Origin of the sequence: Tardiphaga sp. 862_B3_N4_1 (assembly GCF_051811085.1) — a bacterium.
Classification (GTDB): Bacteria; Pseudomonadota; Alphaproteobacteria; order Rhizobiales; family Xanthobacteraceae; genus Tardiphaga; species Tardiphaga robiniae.
In genome coordinates this window covers 586023-605105 of the sequence record NZ_JBPWQB010000001.1, presented here as the reverse complement: position 1 = coordinate 605105, position 19083 = coordinate 586023, and the positions used below count along the sequence as shown (strand labels likewise).

The following is a 19083-nucleotide window of genomic DNA, read 5'->3' as shown; positions in this document are numbered from 1 at the left end:
ACTTCCTGTACAGCCCTAAGATAGGTGTTTGTTCCAGATTGTAAGTTATGCGACTCTTCCAGACTTGCAGAGGCAAATCCGCCACCAAAGGCCATGTTTGCCCACGTACACTAGACCGGCATATTTGCTCGCTACGCACTTGCCGCTTCACTATTTGGTAGATTTCGGGCCTTGGCCGTGGTGGTTGGCGACCGAGATGCAGCGCCTTACAGGTGCCTTGAGAATTCCTGCCAAGGAAGGTCGATGAGGGAGTGCACCCGAGGCTGATTAGGCGACGATAGGGCTGTCTTGTTTGGCTACGTGGCGGCCAATTGCCGCGAACTTTGAGTCGCCTCGTAGACCGACGTCAGGAACAGATGTCGCATTCGATCCAGAAGACAATCCGAAAGGTCTCGCCCGCTGCAAAGCGTGAAGCGCAGCAGGGCCTGATAGCTGCGGTTATCCGTGGATTTTATAAGCTCGGCCGAGGGATATGCCCCTCGCCTTTCTTAACGTGAAAATCGTATCTCATCCTGAACCAAGGGGTCGAAGTTGCTTCCCCGTCTGGCATGATGCGGTCGTTCGATCGTTCAGGTGTGCACACGAGTTCTTCCTTGACGCCAAATACCGCATCCGAATCCAAATACTCATCTCCTTCGATGAACACGTGCGTCACGATCGGCTCGAATCCTGGTGCATTCACCAGAAAATGAATGTGAGCGGGCCGCATGGGATGGCGCCCCGTTGCTTCGATGAGCTGACCGACCGGCCCGTCCGTAGGAATTGGATAACTGTGCGGCAGGATCGTCCGGAACGAGAAACGTCCATCGGCGTCGGTGGTGAAGCTAGCCCTCAACGACAGGCCCGCAGCTTGGTTGGCCTCTTTTTGGGTGTCGTAGAACCCCTCCTCGTCGGCATGCCACACGTCCACAACTGCATTGGCGACGGGGGGACCGTTGAGGCTTGTCACGCGAATATCGACGAACAATGGCTTGCCTGGAATTCCCGGCGCGATATTTGTGTTGCTCGGCACCGGCTTGTGTTCGCCAACATAGAATGGTCCGAGGACTGTCGTTTCCGTTGCACCCTCACGATCCCGATGGTTTACGGCGTCCACCAGCATAGAGATGCCCAGAACGTCGGAAAGCAGGATGAACTCCTGCCGAGTGGGACTGCATTTCTGGCCGGTCTTGGTCAGGAAGTCGATTGCGAAGGACCATTCCTCGAACGACAGATCTGTTTTTCTGACAAAATCGTGCAACGACCGCACCAATTCCTCCAGTAGATGCTTGTGCCGATCATCGGCTGTCTTGCTGAAACTCTGCACCACTCTTTCGGTGAGGTCGAGTTCGTCGAACTGCATGGTCTTCTCCCTTTGCTCTAGGTTTGTTTGTTTTTGATACCTGACGAGATGCTACGCCGGGCTATGTCCATGGAACGCCCGTTCGAGAAGCGATCGGAGCCCCACTCTCGTGATGGTCTCAGGATTCGGGTAGGGATTGCTCGTCGCCAACTCACTGGCTATGTCGAGGCCGCCGTACGGCATGCCGATATCCCGCAGGGCCGTCGGCGCATTCAACCGTCTCAACAGTTCGAAAAGACCGGCCGGACCTGTGCTTGCTCCCAGCGCATCAGCGATCATCTCCATGGCCTGCGGAACAGCCTTCTGATTGTAGGCGAGCGTATGGGGCAACAGGATGGTGTGCATCTGGGAATGGGGCAGATCGAAAGCGCCGCCCAGAACGTGGCAAAGCTTGTGGTGAAGGGCCATTTCCACGCTGCCCAAGCAAACCCCGCAAATCCAGGCGCCAGACAACGCTTCGGCTCGCGCCTCACGATCGTGCGGTGCACGTACGATAACGGGAAGCGAACGCGCTAGCGCAGCCATTCCTGTCTGCGCCATGGCCGATGTCACCGGGTTGGCATTTGCGGCGTACAATGCTTCAGCCGCATGAGCGAAAGCGTTGATGCCCGACGTTACCGTGAGAGAAACAGGCATATCGATAGTTAGGTCAACGTCATAAATAATCGTTGCAGGGGAAACGCGAGGTGATCGCAGCGTGGTTTTACGGCCGTCGCGCGTTTCACCGAGGATTGGCGTCGCCTCGGACCCAGCATACGTCGTTGGTATCGCAATGTGCGGAAGGTTATCTCGTAATGAGATCGCTTTGCCCAGGCCTATAGTCGATCCGCCTCCAATGGACACGACGATGTCCGCCTTCTTCGCGCGGACGACATCGAGCGCACTCTCGGTGACGTGGACCGGAGTGTGCATCTCCGCTCCAGAGAAAATACCAACAGCCATCGGGCCCAATCGCTGCGCAAGGTCTTCCGCAAGCGGTGCCTGGAATCCCGTCGCGAGCACGAGCGCACGAGAACAATTCAGTCGCTGAATCTCCAGTCCGACTTGCGTGATCGTACCGTGCCCAAAGACGACGCGGGCAGCCGCGGCCTCATATGTGAATGGTTGCATATCATGAGACCTTCTTCCGTCGCAACGCGATCGGCGATCGGATCCTTCCAGGTAGAGTTCGGGGCGCAGAACACCCCGAACTCTCACTTGGCCTTGCCTTAGCTTGCTGGGGCTTGTGCTCCGTTCGACTTCTTGGCCTCATTACCGATGTAGCCTTCGTGCACGTCTTGCGCCTTGGCGTACTGCGGTTGGAAACGAACGCTCGCGTAATGTGATGTCTTCTCGGCTTCCTGAGCACGCTTACCGAGTTCTGCCGTGTCGCCGAATCCAAGGACATCGCGGGCAAGCGCGGTCAGTGGACCGTCTACCTGATACTCAGTTCGCTGCATGGTCAGCAGATTGATCAGGTAAAGCGGCGTGCCGTTGAACTTCTCGAACATTTCGTGACGAGTGCCCCATTCTGTGAGGAAACGCTCGCTGATCTGGCGGAAGATCTTGATCCTGTCATGCGCGCTGATTTCCGCTCCGCGCAGCGCCTCCGCCAGCTTGGGGCCAATATACGGGTGATCGAGCTCCTTCTTTGTCGGCTGAATAACGACGCCGCGTCCGCAGAAGTCGATCAGCATATTTACCATCTTATGCTGGTTCTCGAGATAATATGCTCGGCCAAAGTCGATGTAGATATTATTCGGCTTGAAGAGACCGCCGGGCGTGGCGAAGCCGGTTTCCTCCGCGGCGATCATGAATGCCGTACACGTCTCTCGGAAGCGTACCAGTTCCGCAAGCTGAGCCTGCACTACCGGCCCCGTACTCGTGCCCAGGGACTGGGTAAGCAGGAGACCTAAACCCACCATCAATTCTGCATGAACGCAATGCCGGATCTGCGTTTCCAGATGGACCCAGTCGAACTGCCGCTGAGGATACCACTTCGCGTGTTCCGGATTTCCGACGTGCTGCACCTGAGCCCATGGAATCAAGACATCGTCGAAATAGGCCATAGCGTCGAGCTCATCGCCAATGGTCGCTAACGGGCGATCATATGGATCCGCATCCGGCTCAGCGTTCGATTTTCGGGCAACGATCGAGACGCCCTTCGTGGCGATCGGGACCAGCGCGTAGACGGTCTGCTCAGGCGTCTGGCCGGGCCGCCAGAGATTGCCGATCAACAGATGGTTCACGAACGGGACTGACGTACCGATCGCCTTCCATCCACGTACCAGGATTCCTTCTTCGCGCTCCTCGACGATCTTCAGCATCGGTGTTTCCATCATGGCGGTGTCACGACCACGATCGAACTGCACGTCAAGAAACATCGGGGAAATGGCGTAATCGTTCGAAGTGACCTCGTCCCACTGCCGCTGAATGTTTCCAGAAAGATCGCGCTTAGTGCCTTTGAACCGCGAATTTTCAGCCCACGGCTCCTGGTCGTCCACCTGGGTGAGCATGACGCAGTTCATCCCGGCGGGCGGACGCGTGAAGATGCCGCCCTTGAAATGACGACAGAGAAAGTCGGTGTACTTGCGACGCTTGACAACATCTTCCTTCGAGCGCGGCAAGAACCAGTGCATCGACTGCCGCTTGCCGTCCTTGTCAATAAACGTCGCGATATCTTCGTTCTTCGGATCGAGGTGGAGATCGTAGTAATCCGCGATCGCGTGCGCGTACCCCTTGGTGGCAGGGTGCGTCGTGATATCGTCGATCAAATCCCCGCCGACGTATACCTGTCTGCCATCCCGAAGCGACTCAAGATACTCTTTGCCAGTTCTCATCTGATGACTCCATTATGCCTTGTTGAGTTGTTTCTGAAACGTTGCCGCGTCCCAGTAGTCTTCACTGCTAACGATGCGGCCCTGTCGCAGAAATAGGACGTGAACGCCCCGCAATGAAATCTTCTGCCCTGTCGGAATGACCGGACCCATTTGTGCTTGAAGCGTGCCGGTCAGTCTGTATGTGACCACTATTGAACCATCAGCGCCGCACAAGTGCTGAAGAGGTTCCCACTTAGCGTCCGGAAACCACGCAAAGAACTTCTTCAACCCGGCAGCGATCGCTTCTCCGCCGACCACCTGATGCCCCATCGCGATGTCCTGATGTGCACCGTCGATCTCGTAGAGAGATGCTACTGTCTCGAGATCATGGCTGTTGTAGGCATCGTATAGGACGCCAGCGATCCCCTTGAGATTCATGATCCGGCGCCTCTGCGGCTCTCGTTCGCTGCGATAGCGACGCCGTGAAGATAACGTCCTTCTCCGTAGAGGAGCGGAGGAAGTGCCCTTGGTGCGAGAATCGATTCAATCGCTCCGATCACCACCAGGTGGCTTCCGATCGAGAGAATGTCGGTGGCTTTGCAGCCGAAGGTGACAATGGAATTCCGCAGTACAGGCGCCCTTACTGCAACAGGTAGCTCGTCCTCTCGGACAATGTGGTCGTCGAGGTACTTGTCCTGCCCGGTACGGGAGCAAAGCTGTGAAAGGTACAGTTGAGCTTGGCTTAAAAGGTTGACGGAAAAGTCGCCGTTCCGCGAAATGTCGGATGCCGTCTTGGTGCTGTTATTGACGCACACCAGAAGCGTCGGAGGCTCCATGCAAACGGGTGTGAATGCACTAACCGTCATTCCCCACGGGCGATCCTGATGGTGCGTAGTAATTACGGTGACGCCGCTGATCACTCGTCGCATCGCCGCGCGAAACGAATCTGTGTCTTTGCCGGAATTCAGCTCCCACGCGCTTGCGCGTTGGTCGCGGTCTGACATGTTGCTCGATGAAGGCATTGATGCCAGTTCGCTCATCTTCCACCCTATCCAACGCCATCGTCGCAACTCCGCAGAGGTGTGATGCTGGCGACCATTTCATGTTGCGAGCCGCGAGATTGTGTAGTGGCATCTTCATCTCGGACGCCTTGATGCAGACGCTAGGACTGCAAATTTCCTGCGTCCAATCGATAAATCACATCCCAACTATTCAGCCGATCGATAAGGACTGAGCGGGGATAAGAGGCTGCCCACTTATTAGACCCGTTGATGCTTCGGTGAGCGCTATGACGCACTGCCACGCATCCAAAGAAAGCATGTTTGCTCAAGAACGACTGGGCGCCAGTGCAGTGCTGCATCAGCAACTATCGGAGAATGCTCAATGCTGCCTCGGAAATAGAGTGGCATTGACGAGATCGTGGCTCCGACATCTGCGCGACCGGCGTCAGCACTTTCGCGTAGAACATCGTCATTGATGGCATGGATGCCACCTATCGATTGCGTCGATATGTCCGCGTCGCTCGCGGCATGCTACGTTGAGTACGTTGTCCAATGGATCAGACCCCGTTTCTAGCTGTATTGGATTTGGAGCTCTGCATGAATCTGAGAAATGTCGACCTGAATCTTCTGGTCGTTCTTGATGCTCTGTTAAGTGAGCGAAACGTCAGCCGGGCAGCGCAACGCATCGGTCTCAGTCAATCTGCGATGAGCGCAGCGCTTGCCAGACTGAGGGAGGTGTTTCACGACCCTCTGCTTGTCCGCGTCGGGCGCGGGCTTGCACTCACACGCAACGCTGAAGATCTTATCGTCCCAATCCGCGACGCTTTAAGCCGGATCGAGCAGGCGTTACTCCAACGACCGGGCTTCGATCCCGCAGTCGATGCCAGAACCTTTTCCATTTCTGCATCTGATTACGCGTCCCTCGTCCTTCTCACTCAGTTCGTGCGTGCGATTGCATCGGAAGCGCCCAACATCACTATCCATCTGTTGCCGCGTGCAAGAGACGCCGCGCGCATGTTACAGACCGACCAGGCCGATATCGTGATTGAACCAAGCGAGCTATTCGGCGACTCGGAATTTCCCTGCACGCCGGTCTTCACCGACCGCTGGCTCTGCGCGGTAGATGCGGGCAATAGGGAGGTACCCAAGCGCAAGATCACCAAAGAGCAGTTCCTGGCGCTTCCTCATCTCGTTTATGGCATCGGGCAGGATCGACAGTTGAACCTCGCAGACCAGCACCTGGTGCAATCGGGGATTCTGAGGCGCATCGACGTTACGGTTGAGAGTTTTTTACTGGTGCCGTTTTTTCTCCAGGGTACGCCGCTAATCAGTCTCGTGCTGGCACGGGCGGCAAAGCGTCTCGCGGCGACAACAAACATTCGGACCCTGGAGCCGCCGTTCTCGCTTCCGGACATACATGAGACAATGTACTGGCACCCTCGTCATACAACCGATTCAGGACATAGATGGCTGCGGGAGCGCCTGAAACAGGTGGCAGAAACGCTCGACTAAACTGAGGGGCATCACATCACCCGTTCAGACGCGGTCCGCCTAGCCCTTCGCAACGTCGATCAGCGCCGTAACAAATGCCGCTGGCACTTCGCGGGCGGGATTGTGACCAACCCGTCCTTGAATTTGACGATGGGCGTAACGGCCGGTGCTTCTTTGCATATGCAACCGGCGTAACCAGTGAATGCTGCCTAAGTTGCTCGTCGCAAGCGGCCCTGGGACACTTTCGTCACCGGCCCAGCGCGTCTGAAAGCCCAGAGGGTCAGCAACACGCCCACAAGGGCCGGCGACGAGACGGCAGCGAAATCTCGAACGAGCGCCGAGGGCTCACAAATTCCGACTGCAACCTCCCAAACATGAAAGAGTGCGTGTGCCGAGAGCCACAACGTTGCAGAACACCACAATGCGCGGCGATACTCGGGCTTCGCGGCCCCAACAGCGAATGCGGAGGAATTGAATAGAAAGATCAATCCGATGTCGCGGAGAAAGTGTTGGTTGAAGGGTCCTGTCATAGTGACGCCAGGTATGGCCATGTACCAATCTAGCGGTGCAACGAGCATGAAAATGCCGTTCGCGGCCATCAGACCGCTCAGAAGTACTGCGCTTCCCAGAATCAATTTAGTGATCATCGTCTAGCCTCCATTCACAATCGGAACATCCCGGCTGCCTCGTTTGTAGACTCCAGCAGTCGCGTAATACCCAGCAACGGCGAAAATACACGATGCGCACCTCTCTTGCCTTGCGGCCATCTTGAGTTTCGACTGAAGTTTGCTTGCAATTTCGTCCAGCGATCGATGACCAAGTGGATAGAGGTCAAGGCGATCGTAGCACCGACAACGTGGCGTCCCAGCGTGCTTCCGCGGCGACGCCACCGATCTTCGAAGTCGCGTTTCTCCGTGTCTTCGACACGGAGCAGCACGCAGACGTCATCCTTTAGGGACAGGATGATCGTGCGTGCTTTGGCACGGGTCACGCTCAACCGAAAATTCTGGCAGGCTTGCGCCGTCGCCCACGAGCGGACGTTGCCTCCGACGATGCGATCCGGGGTCGACATGATCTCGCATAGCTTTCGAGCAGTCCAACGGCCGGTCGCTCAAGAACGTCTCGGTTGGCCGAAGCGGTTCAAGAGGGCGTCGACCAAGGCAGTCCGCCTGCTGGGGCGCTTTCCTCATTGCACTCTTCAGACAGCAATCAGGAACGGCCGGTCGAATTCAGAGTAGAGCCGTACGGCGCTTTGCGCCAGCAGCCGACATTGAGGTCGTCTCGGTACGGTCCATCGTTGTTCAATTCGTTGCGGAGATACAGCGCACCGTTTACTAACATCGACTAAGCGCGAACCTTGATAGGCAGAGTCTCCCAAATTCGTATCATCTGCCCCATCGACGTTGTCGCCATCTTGCGCATGGCATTACTGCGATGCAGTTTTACGGTCACTTCGCTGATACCCAGCGCAAATGCAATTTGCTTATTCAGACGGCCGCTCATCACTAGCTGAAGCACTTCACGTTCGCGCGGCGTCAGCGTTGCATAACGGCCGATATTGCGTTTGACCTCTGTGGCTCGCTCGCGCTGAACCCGATCCTTTGCAATCGCCGTATGCACAGCATCGAGAAGAGTTTGATCGCGCACCGGCTTGGTCAGGAAGTCGACGGCGCCGGCCTTCATTGCCTGCACCGTCATCGGAATGTCGCCGTAACCAGTGAGAAAAACGATGGGTCTCGGATCACCGCTGCGCCCCAGCTGCTCCTGCAGCTCAAGCCCGCTCCCACCGGGCATCCGCACATCGACGATCAGGCAGCATGGCCTGTCAGGCGCGCCCGCCTCTAGGAACGCCCGTGTCGATGCATAACAAAGTGCGTCGAGGCCGGCCGAGACGACGAGTTCAGTCAGCGCTTCCCGGACGGACGCATCATCGTCGACAATGATCACGATCGGTTCGTCGGAGCAATACGCCTGACGCGAGACCGGTTGCGAAAGTGCTCGATCAATCGTCATCCCCGCCCTCTGTTTTTTGTATTCCAACCGCTTCATCGACGGCTGAAAGTAGCGCCGCGCCATCGAACGGCTTGCGAAAGAAGCCGGTAATGTCCTTTGCACGCGCTTGGTCGGCGATTTCGTGGCGGCCCGTAATGAGAAAGACGGGAAGACGAGGATGTCTCTGCATCATGACGCTCCGCAATTGCAGACCGTCGACATTCGGCAGCCCGACATCTGTGATCAGGAGATCCAGCTCGAGCAAGTCGCAGGCCAGAAACGTCTCAGCCGACGAGAAACACCGTACGGCATATCCGGCGGATTCCAATAAGTCTTCGAGCGACTCGATCACGCGCGGATCGTCGTCGACAACGGCAATCACAGGCTTGCGGTTAGGCACGAGTCTTTCCCTCCGCTCGCCTCGGATCGGAAAGCGGTATCCCAATTCGCTGAGCGATACGCACGAGATCGGCAAGCGAAGTCGCGTCCATCTTCTGCATGACGTTCCTTCGGTGAACCTGCAGCGTGACTTCGCTGATCCCCAACTCGGCCGCGGCCTGCTTGTTGAGTAAGCCGCTCACGACTAGCGGCAAGACGTCGCGCTCGCGCGGTGTCAGGCCGAGATAGCGTTGTTTGAGAAGCGACATTTCGGTGCGTTCTGCACGATCGGCGCGGTCACGCGATATTGCTGACCGGATGGCGCTCATGACGTCGGCGTCACTGAACGGTTTCGTCAGAAAATCCATGGCTCCGTTCTTCATCGCCCGCACCGAGGACGGGATATCTCCATGACCGGTGATGAAGACGATCGGCGGATGCCCGCCGCCCTTTACGATGCGCCCCTGCAGATCGAGGCCGTTGATGTCCGGCAGTTCCACATCGAGCACGAGACATGCAGGAATATCGGGCTTATCCGCCCCTATGTAATCACCGGCGGATCCAAACGCCATGGCTTCGATGCCGTAGGATGCGAGTAGTTCAACGAGCGCTTCGCGCATCCGCGCATCATCGTCCACAATGAAGACAACAAAGGCCTCAGACATCACGCGATCGCCCCCGGACCAACTGGTAACGAGAATACAAATATTGCTCCTTGCGACGTGTTGGCGTCCACCCATAGATTTCCGCCATGCGCCTCCACGATCGTTCGACAGATGGAGAGGCCCATCCCCATCCCCTGCTCCTTTGTGGAGAAGAACGGCTGGAATACCCTGTCAGGAAACGCGACGCCCGGTCCCATGTCGCTCACGGCGATCTGGACCATATCGTCAGCGCGGCAATTGACCCGAACCCGAACGACTTTGTCCCCGACGATGCCATCCATAGCGTCGATGGCATTTCGGATGAGATTGCTAAGAACTTGCTGGATCTGCACGCGGTCGATGGCGACCAGTGGAAGGTTCGGTTCGACATCGATCACAATGCGCGTTTCGCGGCGAGTCGCTTCTTCCACGATTAGATCGCAGACTTCAGCGATCACGTTTTTCAACGTGGACACATTCCGCTTGTCGCCCGACTGCTTGAACAGGGCGCGAATTCGACTAACGACGTCCGCGGCACCATTGGCGTCGCGAATGACCCGCTCGACGGTGCGCCGGGCCCGCTCTATATTTGGTGGCGTCGCTGTGAGCCAGCGCTGGCAGGCGTGCGAATTGGCGACGATGGCGGCGAGCGGCTGATTCACTTCGTGAGCAATCGAAGCTGACAGTTCAGCCAGGCTCGCCGCCTGGCTCGCACGTGCAATTTTTTCCTGCGCTTGCCGTAGCTCCTCCTGCACCCGCATTTCGCCGTCGATATCGAGGCAGATGACGTTCCACTGTACGATGTTTCCCGCTGCGTCGCGCATCGGGCCGGCACGGGTTTCGACCCATCGATACTCCCCATCGAATCGACGCAGCCTGTGTCGCCGCGCATAGGGCTCGCCGGTCGCGAGCGAATGCGCGTAACGCTCTTTTACGCCCTGCAGGTCGCCGGGGTGCACGCCGGCATCCAGCGTAGCCTCTAGCCGGGAGGGCTTTCCGTCGAGTTCCTCAAGATTGTATCCAAGAAATTCGCGTAATTGCTTGCTGCGATAGATCGGCTCGCCGTCCGGCGTCGCGCAATCGATCATTGCTGGCAGTGTCTCGACCAGCTGGCGCAGCGAGCGCTCGCTCTCCAGCAACGCCTCGTGCGCCTGAACCTGATCATCGATATCGACGCATACGGCGTACCATTGCAGCACCTCGCCATTCTTGTCCCGTGACGGCTCGACCCGCACCTCGCTCCAGCGATGAGAACCATCGCTTCGCAATTGGGGATAACGCATCATGCAAGGCGTGCCTGTCGCAAAAGCGTCCATCAGCGTCTTCCGCGCATGATCCCGATAGTCTGGGTGGATAGTGCATAGTGTTGGCATGCCATCAGATCCCGTCGCGTCTGCCAGCGTCGTTCCGGTCACGTCCATGAAGCGCTTGTTAACGAAGACCGGATAACCCTCGGGAGTCGTGCTCCAGATCATGGCTGGAACGGCATCGACCAACAATTGCAGCTGCCGTTCGCTCTGTTCTAGCGATTGCTGGGCGATGACCGCGTCGTGGATATCGATGCTTTGACCATACCAATTGATGATCGCACCGGCGTGGTCCCGCAACGGCTCGGCGCGAGTCTCGGTCCATCGGTACGCGCCGTTGGAGCGGATCTGGCGGTAGCGCTTGAAATAAGGTTCCCCGGTTTCGCGAGAGCGCCGGAAGGTTGCCATCGCCTTATCGCTGTCATCCGGATGAAGGACGAGCTTCAAGGACAAGAACCCGTCGTTTGCTGTGACGTCGTCGATCGTCAGCCCGGTCATCTGGGTAAAGCGCTTATTGACATAAGTAGGTTTCCCATCCGACGTCGTACTCCAGATCGCCGCCGGCACGGCATCGATGAGTTGCTGCAACTGTTGCTCACTGCGGAGAATGGTTTTCTCCGCGACCTTCCTCTCCTCGATGTCGGTCATCGTGCCGCACCAGCCGGCCAGCTTGCCCTTATGATCGCGTGACAGCGAGCCATACAGCCTGAACCATCGATAGACACCGTCATGGCGGCGAAGACGCAACTCAGCATCGAAGGCTGCGCCTGTGATCAACGACTCTCGCCGAATGCTCATCAGACCGTCGTAGTCGTCCGGATGGATAATCCGGCGCCAGGCCGCATTTTCGAATCGATGGAAAAGACCCTGCGTAATCTGCGTCATCCCGGCGAATGCAATAGTCCCCGCACTGACGTGAGTGATGTGACCGTCCGCGCTCGCTGACCAAGTGAACGCCGGCATGCTCTTCACGATCTGCATGGCTTCCACCATGTCCGCACCGAACAAAGTTGACGTCTTTGCTTCGACGAACTCCCCGATGCACAAAGCAGTTACGAAGAACGCGGTCCAAGACAGCAGTTGATCACGCATGTCAGCGGCAAACAACGTGGCCGCGACCGCCGATCCGAGCAGCGCCACCCCCCAGACGGCGCGCAGCAGCCAGACGGTCTTCCCCGAGACATACAGATACATCGCCGCAACGGGAGCGAGCAGGCCGAACGGACGATCCATGAGGCCAAACAGCAGAAAGCCGATAGCAGCGCCCACAATCGCAGGCACCCAATATTGTCGAGAACGCTCTGCCGTCATGGCCGGATGCTCCTACCCCAAGAACGCTTGACCTTTAGCGGTGCATTGGCTGGAGGTCTCCCGAAAAGGGATGGCCGTGGCGCTCTTCGCGGCAAGTTTAGCCCCGCCGCCGCGTTATCGCACCCCATAGAAATCCATGTATTGCCAAGACGATCGCGAGTATCTTTGGATTGACGGGGTCTGCGGCCCGGTTGCAGGTTAAAAAAGGCCATGCAGAGTGAGGAATGCGGTCGGTGGCCGTCAATCAAGCCTGATCGTCGCGCCGTTCGCACCATTGAGCAGCCTTCGCAGATGGAAATTCGCCAGGGGATCGTCGGCATGGGCGCCGACGAGCCCTGCGAAAGTTGGCAGCGCCGCGACATCCCCCGCTTCGAGCAGGCGGAACGCCGTCGCATATTTCGCCGTGGCCGGGTCGTCAAACTGACCGGGCGATAGCGGCTCATGCGCCCGCAAGGCTACGCTCCGGCCGCGTAGAACGAGATCGCCGATCGGCCGCCCGCGAAATGCACCGGCAGCTCTCGCCGCGACGTCGCTTACGCAGATCCTCGTGCCCAGAGACTTATTCGCAGCCTCGAGTCTGGCGGCTGTATTGATCGTATCGCCATAGGCCGTGTAGTCGAAGAAACGGTCGCCGCCGAAATTGCCGACCAGCGCTGCCCCGGCGTGAACGCCGATCCGTGTCGCACCGAAATCCACGCCCTCGCGCATCCATCGCTCACGAAAGGACTCGGCCCAATCATCCAATGCCTCGGCGCAGGCAATGGCACGTGCAGCGTAGTCCGGCTGGTCTCCCGGCGCATTGAAGAGAACCTGGATCGCGTCGCCAATCACCTTGGCCACCGTTCCCTGATGGTCGAAAACCACATCGGTCAACCCGCCGACATATTCATTGAGCAGCTTCGCCAGTTGCTCCGGCGCGACCATTTCGACGAGTGACGTGAAGCCGGTGATGTCGGTGAAGATGACCCCGATTTGGCGCCAGTGAACCGCCATTTCATCATCGTTTCCATCGACGAGACGCTTGGCTAGCTCGGGAGAAAAATAGCGCGAGAGCGAGGCGTGCGCGCGCTCCGCATCCGTCTGGCGACGTTGTGCCTCGCGCAGAGCTTCCACATGCCGAAGTGTCTTCAGGATCGTGGCCTCCAGATCGGAAAAATCGATCGGCTTCGTCAGGAAGTCGAACGCTCCGCGATTCATGGCGGTGCGGATATTGGTCATATCGCCATAGGCCGAAACGATGATCGCCGATTTCCGATCATCTCGTTGCTGCAGCGTTTCCAGCAGCGACAGCCCGTCCATACGCGGCATGTTGATGTCGAGCACAACGAGATCGACATGGGGATGTCGATCGATCATATCGAGCGCCTCTGCGCCATCGCGGGCAAACAGAAAGTCGATCAGGCCTTCCCGGCGTTGGCGGCGAAATTTTCGCAGGACGAGCGTTTCCAGATCGGGCTCATCATCGACCATTAAAACGGTAGCGGTCATGCGGGCTCCTCCGGATCCCGCAAGCAAGCCGATGTCTATGGCAGGTGTCGTTAACGTCACGATCGATCTCTCCGGGCCTCGCTACCGCGCGGCAATGTGATTATGAATTCCGTGAATGCGCCTGGCTCTGTATCAACATCGATACGGCCGCCATGCTGCTTCACCACGATATCGTAGGTCATGGACAGCCCGAGCCCGGTCCCCTCTCCCGGAGGCTTGGTCGTGAAGAAGGGATCGAATATCTTCTCCTTGATGTCGGGTGACATACCGACGCCATTATCTCGGATACGAATTTCGACGGATTCGCTAAGGTTGCGCGTCCGCGCGCTCAAAGTCGGCTCGAAGCCCGAGCCGCGTTCGGCAAGACGCTCGCTCACGGCGTAAAAGCCGTTCGCAATCAGATTCAGCAGCACACGGGTGATCTCTTGCGGAAAAATATGGATCGAGCCGACTGCAGGATCGTAGTCGCGCTCAAAGGTTACTGCGAGCTGAGGGCGCTCCGCGCGGGCTCCATGATAGGCCAGCGCGAGGCTTTCATCGACCAACGCGTTGAGATCGGTCAGGCGATGCTCGCCGCCGCCGCCTCGCGAATGCAGCAGCATGTTTTTAACAATGGAGTCCGCGCGTCTTCCGTGCTGCACAATCCTTTGCAGATTGTCCTTGAGCAAGCCACTCAGTTCATCGAGATCCACGCGAGCGCCATCGGGGACGTCAATGCCCGCCAGCACGTCGCCAAGCTCGTCCGTCAATTCGACGGATAGCGAAGCAAAATTGTTAACGAAGTTCAGGGGATTCTTGATTTCGTGCGCAATGCCTGCAGTGAGCTGTCCAAGCGAGGTCAGCTTTTCAGTTTGCACCAGGCGGTCCTGCGCGGCGCGCAGATCGTCGAGCGATTTCGACAATTGCGTTGTCCGCGCCTGAAGCTCTTTGAATAGCCGGACATTCTCCACGGCTATCACGGCCTGATCAGCAAAGGTCTTGAGGAGTTCGATCTGGCTTTCACTGAACGCGCCCGGTTCGGCACGCGAGACACCGATCGTCCCTATCGCGGTGCCCCCGCGCAGCATGGGCACGACGATAATGCTGCGATAACCTCGCGCACGCGCCATGCTCTTAACCGCCTTGGGAACACCGTTTTCGGTTTCGACATCGAATCGAAACGCGATCGTTGCCGTGGCCGCGGCCCGACTATGGATCCCGTCGGCTGTCAACGCTGCGGGAAACGATACACGAATCTCATCATCGCCGTCGGGGCTCCCCGCTGTGCATGCCGCTAAATGCAGCATATCGCCGATCACCCGGGTGACGAGCGCCGACCGACCGCCGAGTAGCCGTTGCGCGCTTCCCGAGATGACGTCGAATACCGGCTGCGCATCCGTTGTGGATCGGGCGATGACATTGAGAATCTCGGACGTCGCAGCCTGTCTTTCGAGCGCCATCGCCAGCTCAAGCCGCAGACGCGCCGTGTCGAAGGTGCATGACCGCGATTCATTGCCCGTATATTGGCCGCTCGTCATGTGGCGTAACGCCTGTTGAGATCGATCAAGTCGAAGGATATGCCATGCGCCGATCGATCGCGGTTATGCCAGCCGCAGGCCACCATCGACACCGATCACCTACTCCGTCATTCATTCAAAAGCGTCGCCGGTGAGCCGAACAAGCCCCTCCGCGACGTCGTCGCGGTTCGCGCACGGTTGGATGTTTCATTGACGTTGCTCCTTATGGCTCTGATGTGAGCAGGGCCGCGCCTGCGGCCCTGCTTCGACCTGCCGTCAGTAATCCCACCAGGTCGGGACCCAGCGATAGAGGTCGCCGGCGACCGCTACCCGGCCGATCGACGGGAACGGCATGTGGGTAGCCACCAGCCATGAGCCGGTCTCCGACAGCTCCCGCATGAGCCGGAGACGGACACGGGTCGCCTCCTCGGGATCGTGTTCGAAACCGTTGTGCCATTCGGGGTGGTCGAACGAGACGGGGAATATCGCGTCGCCGGCGAACATCAGCCGATCGCCGTTGGACTCGAGGCGGACCACGCTATGGCCGGGGGTGTGACCGCCCGTGCGCGTGACCACCACGCCCGGCGCCACCTCGCCGTCTTCCTCGAACGGTAGCAACTGGTTGCGGTATTCGTCCAGGAACCGCTTGGCCGCACTCCGGGCCAGGTCGGCGAGCACCGGCGGCATGCCGGTGCGGGAGAAATCAGGCGACGCCCAGAACTTGACCTCGGCGGCGGCCACGTGGATTCGTAAGTCCGGGCGCAACTGCTCCTTCACCCCGTCCACGAGCAGTCCGCCAACGTGGTCAAAGTGCATGTGGGTTAGCACAATGTCGGTCACCGACCCGAGATCAATGCCGGCATTCTTCAGCCGCAGGCCCAACTGCCCGGCCCGCGGAAAATCGGGGTATTCCATTCCTAGTCCGCTGTCGATGAGGATGGTTTGGTCGCCGCTACGCACCACGACCTCGTTCAGCGCCCAATCAAACGCGTCCCGCGACAGGAACCTGTCGTCCAGCCAGGCCGCCCGGGCGGCCGGGTCAGCGTTTGTGGCCATTGACTCGGCTGGCGGCGTTAGCACGCCATCGCTGATTACCAGCACTTCAATCTCGCCGACTCGCAGCGCATAGCGTGACGGCACCAACTCGTCGAGAGCTCGGCCCTGTTGAGAGGTATTGCTCAAGTTCATATTGGATTCCTGCTGGGTGATTTGAATCGTTTGCTTCATCTTTTGATATCTCCTGCTTCTAGGTAGCGTTGGTTGGCTTCGTCGGTTGAGGACAGCATTTCTCACGCGGGAGCGACGATTTGTTCGAGCGGAGCGGGCCAACGGACGGTAACGAGCACCTTGTCGCTTCGGCTAGCCAAGCGAAGCGCAGCGGCCCGTCCAATCCCCGATGACTCGCCTGCCGTGACGATCACCTTGTCATTCTGATGATGGTGTTCCGCTGTTTGCCAAGGTCAAATCTAAGCCACTCCTCGCTAGGAGCGGCTTGTCCTCATATGGATCAGAGATTGGTCACTTGCTCGGGATTGGCAGACGCGAGTGCTGCGGCGCGATTGGCGCGCGGCGGGTAGATCCACACGGTGTTGATCTCGTGCTTTGTCTTTTTCGCCGCGTCGCCAACCATCTCCACCCTCTTCTCCCAGCCGCGCGTGAACAACGCACCAGCGGCACCGAGATCGAGGCAGGTCACGTAAGCCTCCTGATGATAGGGCTTAGTCGGCACGCCAAGCAGTTCCGCAGCGGCGTTGTTGCCGGCGAAAGCCCCCATCCGCGTCGCATGCTGACAGGACATCAGCGCATATGTTCCCTTGTCGTCACAAAGCGCCTTGGCGGCGTCGCCGGTCGCGAACACACCGTTCAGCGATGCAACATGCAGCTCGCGATCGACGAGCAGGCGCCCCGACGTGTCGCGATCAGCAGGGATCTGTCCCGTCAGCGGTGATGCGTGCATGCCGGCCGCCCAAATGACCGTTGCGCATTCGATGTGTTCTCCGCTGGAAAGCGTAACGCCCGACTTGTCGAGCGACGTAACGGCGACACCGATTCGCTTCTCCACACCGAGCACATGGAGGGAATCCTCGATATGGGGACGCGGACCCGTTCCCATATCGGGTGCAATCGCGGCGTTTCGCTCCACAATGATCACACGCGGATTCACGTGCCTACCGAGAATGGCGCGCAGGCGCGCCGGCATTTCGGTCGCCACCTCGATCCCGGTGAAACCGCCGCCAGCGACCACGACCGTGTCGCGCATTTGGGATGGCGGCTGCCTCGCCAGATCGTGCAAATGCTGATCCAGTTTGATCGCATCGCTCAGCTGATCGACGCTGAATCCATATTGCGCCAGTCCCGGTATGTCGGGACGAAAAAGCTGGCTGCCGGTCGCAATGACGAGCCGATCATAGAAGATAGTCTGCTCCGTTCGTTCGGTCCCGGCGACCTTAACGGCGCGGGATTTTGTGTCGACCGCCTCCACGCTCCCTTGGAGATACACCACATCTATCGCTTTCAGCAGATCCTGAAGCGGCGCCGTGAGCGTTTCAGGTCTGGTTTCGTAGAGCCGCGGACGCACAACGAGGGTCGGCTCCGGAGCAACGAGTACGATTTCGAGTGTTTCGGGGGTAGCGCCCTGAATGTCGCGTAGCCGCGCAGCGGAAAGCGCCGCATACATGCCGGCAAAGCCGGCGCCAACGATGATGATTCGCATGGGGGAAGCTCCTGAATGTCCGGGATGCAGATGTTTAGCGGGAGATGAATTTCAGAATGTCGGCATTGACGATGTCGGCATGTGTCGTGCAAAGCCCGTGCGGCAGGCCCTCATAGATCTTCAACACGCTGTGCTTGAGCAGCTTTGCTGAGAGTGAAGCGGAATTCGCGACGGGGACGATTTGATCGTCGCCGCCGTGCAGAACCAGCGTCGGGACTTCGATGACCCTCAGATCATCGCTGAAATCTGTCTCGGAGAATGCCTTGATACATTCGTAATGCGCCTTGGCGCTGCCCATCATGCCCTGCCGCCACCAGTTCCAGATCACGGCCTGTAACGGTTTGGCGCCCGGTCGGTTGTAGCCATAGAAAGGGCCGCTTGCGAATTCCAGATAGAACTGGGATCGGCTTGCGGCGAGCTGTTGCCGCAGGCCGTCCAACACTTCGATCGGCAGGCCGCCCGGATTGGCTTTTGTCTTCACCATCAACGGCGGCACCGCACCGATCAGCACCAGCCTGGCAACACGACCGTGACCGAATCGCGCGACATAGCGGGTCGCCTCACCGCCGCCGGTGGAATGGCCGACATGAATGGCATTGCGAAGATCGAGATGAGAAGCGAGCGCCGCGACGTCGGCCGCGTAGTGATCCATGTCCTGACCGTCGATAGCCTGGCTAGAACGACCATGACCACGACGATCATGCGCGATCACGCGATAGCCTTTGCTCAGAAAAAAGAGCATCTGGTTCTCCCAGTCGTCGGACGACAGCGGCCAGCCATGATGAAACACGATCGGCTGCGCGGACCTTGCGCCCCAGTCTCGATAAAAGATCTGCGCGCCATCGTTGGTTGTGATCGAAGACGTCAGATCCGCCATGTCCGTCGTATGAGAAAGCATGTCGGTTTCCTTTCCAGCCGCCGCGGACGAGCGGACGGTCATCGATGCCGCATAGAGCAGCGTGGTGGCGAGCAGTTTGCGCCGCGATAACCTTGCAAGACGGCTGATCGAGCTCTTCCAGGTCATTCGTTCGTCTCCGTTTGAGTGAGAGCAGGCAGAAGCACGCAGTGCGTGAACGCCCCGAACATGATGCGGTCAGCAGCGCGGAGGTATCGTTCTGCGGA

General features: G+C 58.5%; 15 protein-coding genes and 2 pseudogenes. 1 reads left to right on the top strand and 16 read right to left on the bottom strand.

Annotated elements, in window-relative coordinates; all coding sequences use genetic code 11:
- Positions 1-451 precede the first annotated feature (451 nt).
- The 5 genes from AB8B02_RS02915 to AB8B02_RS02895 form a co-directional block, all read right to left on the bottom strand.
- The gene (locus tag AB8B02_RS02915; RefSeq protein ID WP_439063065.1) at positions 452-1342 is read right to left on the bottom strand and encodes a dioxygenase; all 891 of its coding nucleotides are present in this window, start codon (positions 1340-1342) and stop codon (positions 452-454) included.
- A 51-nt stretch (positions 1343-1393) separates the two neighbouring features.
- Positions 1394-2452 carry a maleylacetate reductase gene (locus AB8B02_RS02910; protein WP_439063064.1) on the bottom strand — a complete coding sequence of 353 codons (1059 nt, stop codon included), beginning with the start codon at positions 2450-2452 and terminating at the stop codon, positions 1394-1396.
- 98 nt (positions 2453-2550) lie between these two features.
- A complete protein-coding gene (locus AB8B02_RS02905; RefSeq protein WP_439063063.1) occupies positions 2551-4161 on the bottom strand; it encodes a 4-hydroxyphenylacetate 3-hydroxylase N-terminal domain-containing protein in 1611 nt (536 codons plus the stop codon).
- Between the two features lie 12 nt (positions 4162-4173).
- Positions 4174-4578, bottom strand: a complete 405-nt coding sequence (locus AB8B02_RS02900) for an ester cyclase (RefSeq protein WP_439063062.1) — start codon at positions 4576-4578, stop codon at positions 4174-4176.
- Entirely contained in the window at positions 4575-5180 is a 606-nt protein-coding gene (locus AB8B02_RS02895) for a flavin reductase family protein (protein WP_439063061.1), read from the bottom strand. The genes AB8B02_RS02900 and AB8B02_RS02895 overlap by 4 nt, the downstream gene beginning before the upstream one ends.
- Before the next feature lie 558 nt (positions 5181-5738).
- Between AB8B02_RS02895 and AB8B02_RS02890 the strand changes: the two genes are divergently transcribed.
- Complete coding sequence (locus tag AB8B02_RS02890) at positions 5739-6653, top strand: LysR family transcriptional regulator (RefSeq protein WP_439063060.1); 915 nt, start codon at positions 5739-5741, stop codon at positions 6651-6653.
- Positions 6654-7293: 640 nt separating this feature from the next.
- Here AB8B02_RS02890 and AB8B02_RS02885 read toward each other — a convergent pair.
- The 11 genes and pseudogenes from AB8B02_RS02885 to AB8B02_RS02835 form a co-directional block, all read right to left on the bottom strand.
- Positions 7294-7704: a hypothetical protein gene (locus AB8B02_RS02885; RefSeq protein WP_439063059.1), complete on the bottom strand. Its 411-nt coding sequence runs from the start codon at positions 7702-7704 to the stop codon at positions 7294-7296.
- A gap of 272 nt (positions 7705-7976) precedes the next feature.
- Positions 7977-8645: a response regulator transcription factor gene (locus AB8B02_RS02880; protein ID WP_439063058.1), complete on the bottom strand. Its 669-nt coding sequence runs from the start codon at positions 8643-8645 to the stop codon at positions 7977-7979.
- Positions 8635-9024, bottom strand: coding sequence for a response regulator transcription factor (locus tag AB8B02_RS02875; protein WP_439063057.1), 390 nt, complete (start codon positions 9022-9024; stop codon positions 8635-8637). Before AB8B02_RS02875 ends, AB8B02_RS02880 begins: the two co-directional genes overlap by 11 nt.
- Complete coding sequence (locus tag AB8B02_RS02870; protein WP_439063056.1) at positions 9017-9670, bottom strand: response regulator transcription factor; 654 nt, start codon at positions 9668-9670, stop codon at positions 9017-9019. Before AB8B02_RS02870 ends, AB8B02_RS02875 begins: the two co-directional genes overlap by 8 nt.
- A pseudogene (locus tag AB8B02_RS02865) lies at positions 9667-11574 on the bottom strand (PAS domain S-box protein); the annotation flags it as partial. The pseudogene AB8B02_RS02865 and the gene AB8B02_RS02870, both read right to left, overlap by 4 nt.
- A gap of 3 nt (positions 11575-11577) precedes the next feature.
- Positions 11578-11934 (bottom strand): annotated as a pseudogene (locus AB8B02_RS02860) (PAS domain-containing protein); the annotation flags it as partial.
- Positions 11935-12504: 570 nt separating this feature from the next.
- Positions 12505-13752, bottom strand: a complete 1248-nt coding sequence (locus AB8B02_RS02855) for an adenylate/guanylate cyclase domain-containing protein (protein ID WP_439063055.1) — start codon at positions 13750-13752, stop codon at positions 12505-12507.
- A 56-nt stretch (positions 13753-13808) separates the two neighbouring features.
- Complete coding sequence (locus AB8B02_RS02850; protein ID WP_439063054.1) at positions 13809-15269, bottom strand: sensor histidine kinase; 1461 nt, start codon at positions 15267-15269, stop codon at positions 13809-13811.
- A gap of 255 nt (positions 15270-15524) precedes the next feature.
- Complete coding sequence (locus tag AB8B02_RS02845; protein WP_439063053.1) at positions 15525-16475, bottom strand: MBL fold metallo-hydrolase; 951 nt, start codon at positions 16473-16475, stop codon at positions 15525-15527.
- A 280-nt stretch (positions 16476-16755) separates the two neighbouring features.
- On the bottom strand, positions 16756-17961 hold the full coding sequence (locus AB8B02_RS02840) for an NAD(P)/FAD-dependent oxidoreductase (RefSeq protein ID WP_439063052.1): 1206 nt from the start codon (positions 17959-17961) through the stop codon (positions 16756-16758).
- 34 nt (positions 17962-17995) lie between these two features.
- Positions 17996-18838, bottom strand: coding sequence for an alpha/beta fold hydrolase (locus tag AB8B02_RS02835; RefSeq protein ID WP_439064573.1), 843 nt, complete (start codon positions 18836-18838; stop codon positions 17996-17998).
- Positions 18839-19083 lie beyond the last annotated feature (245 nt).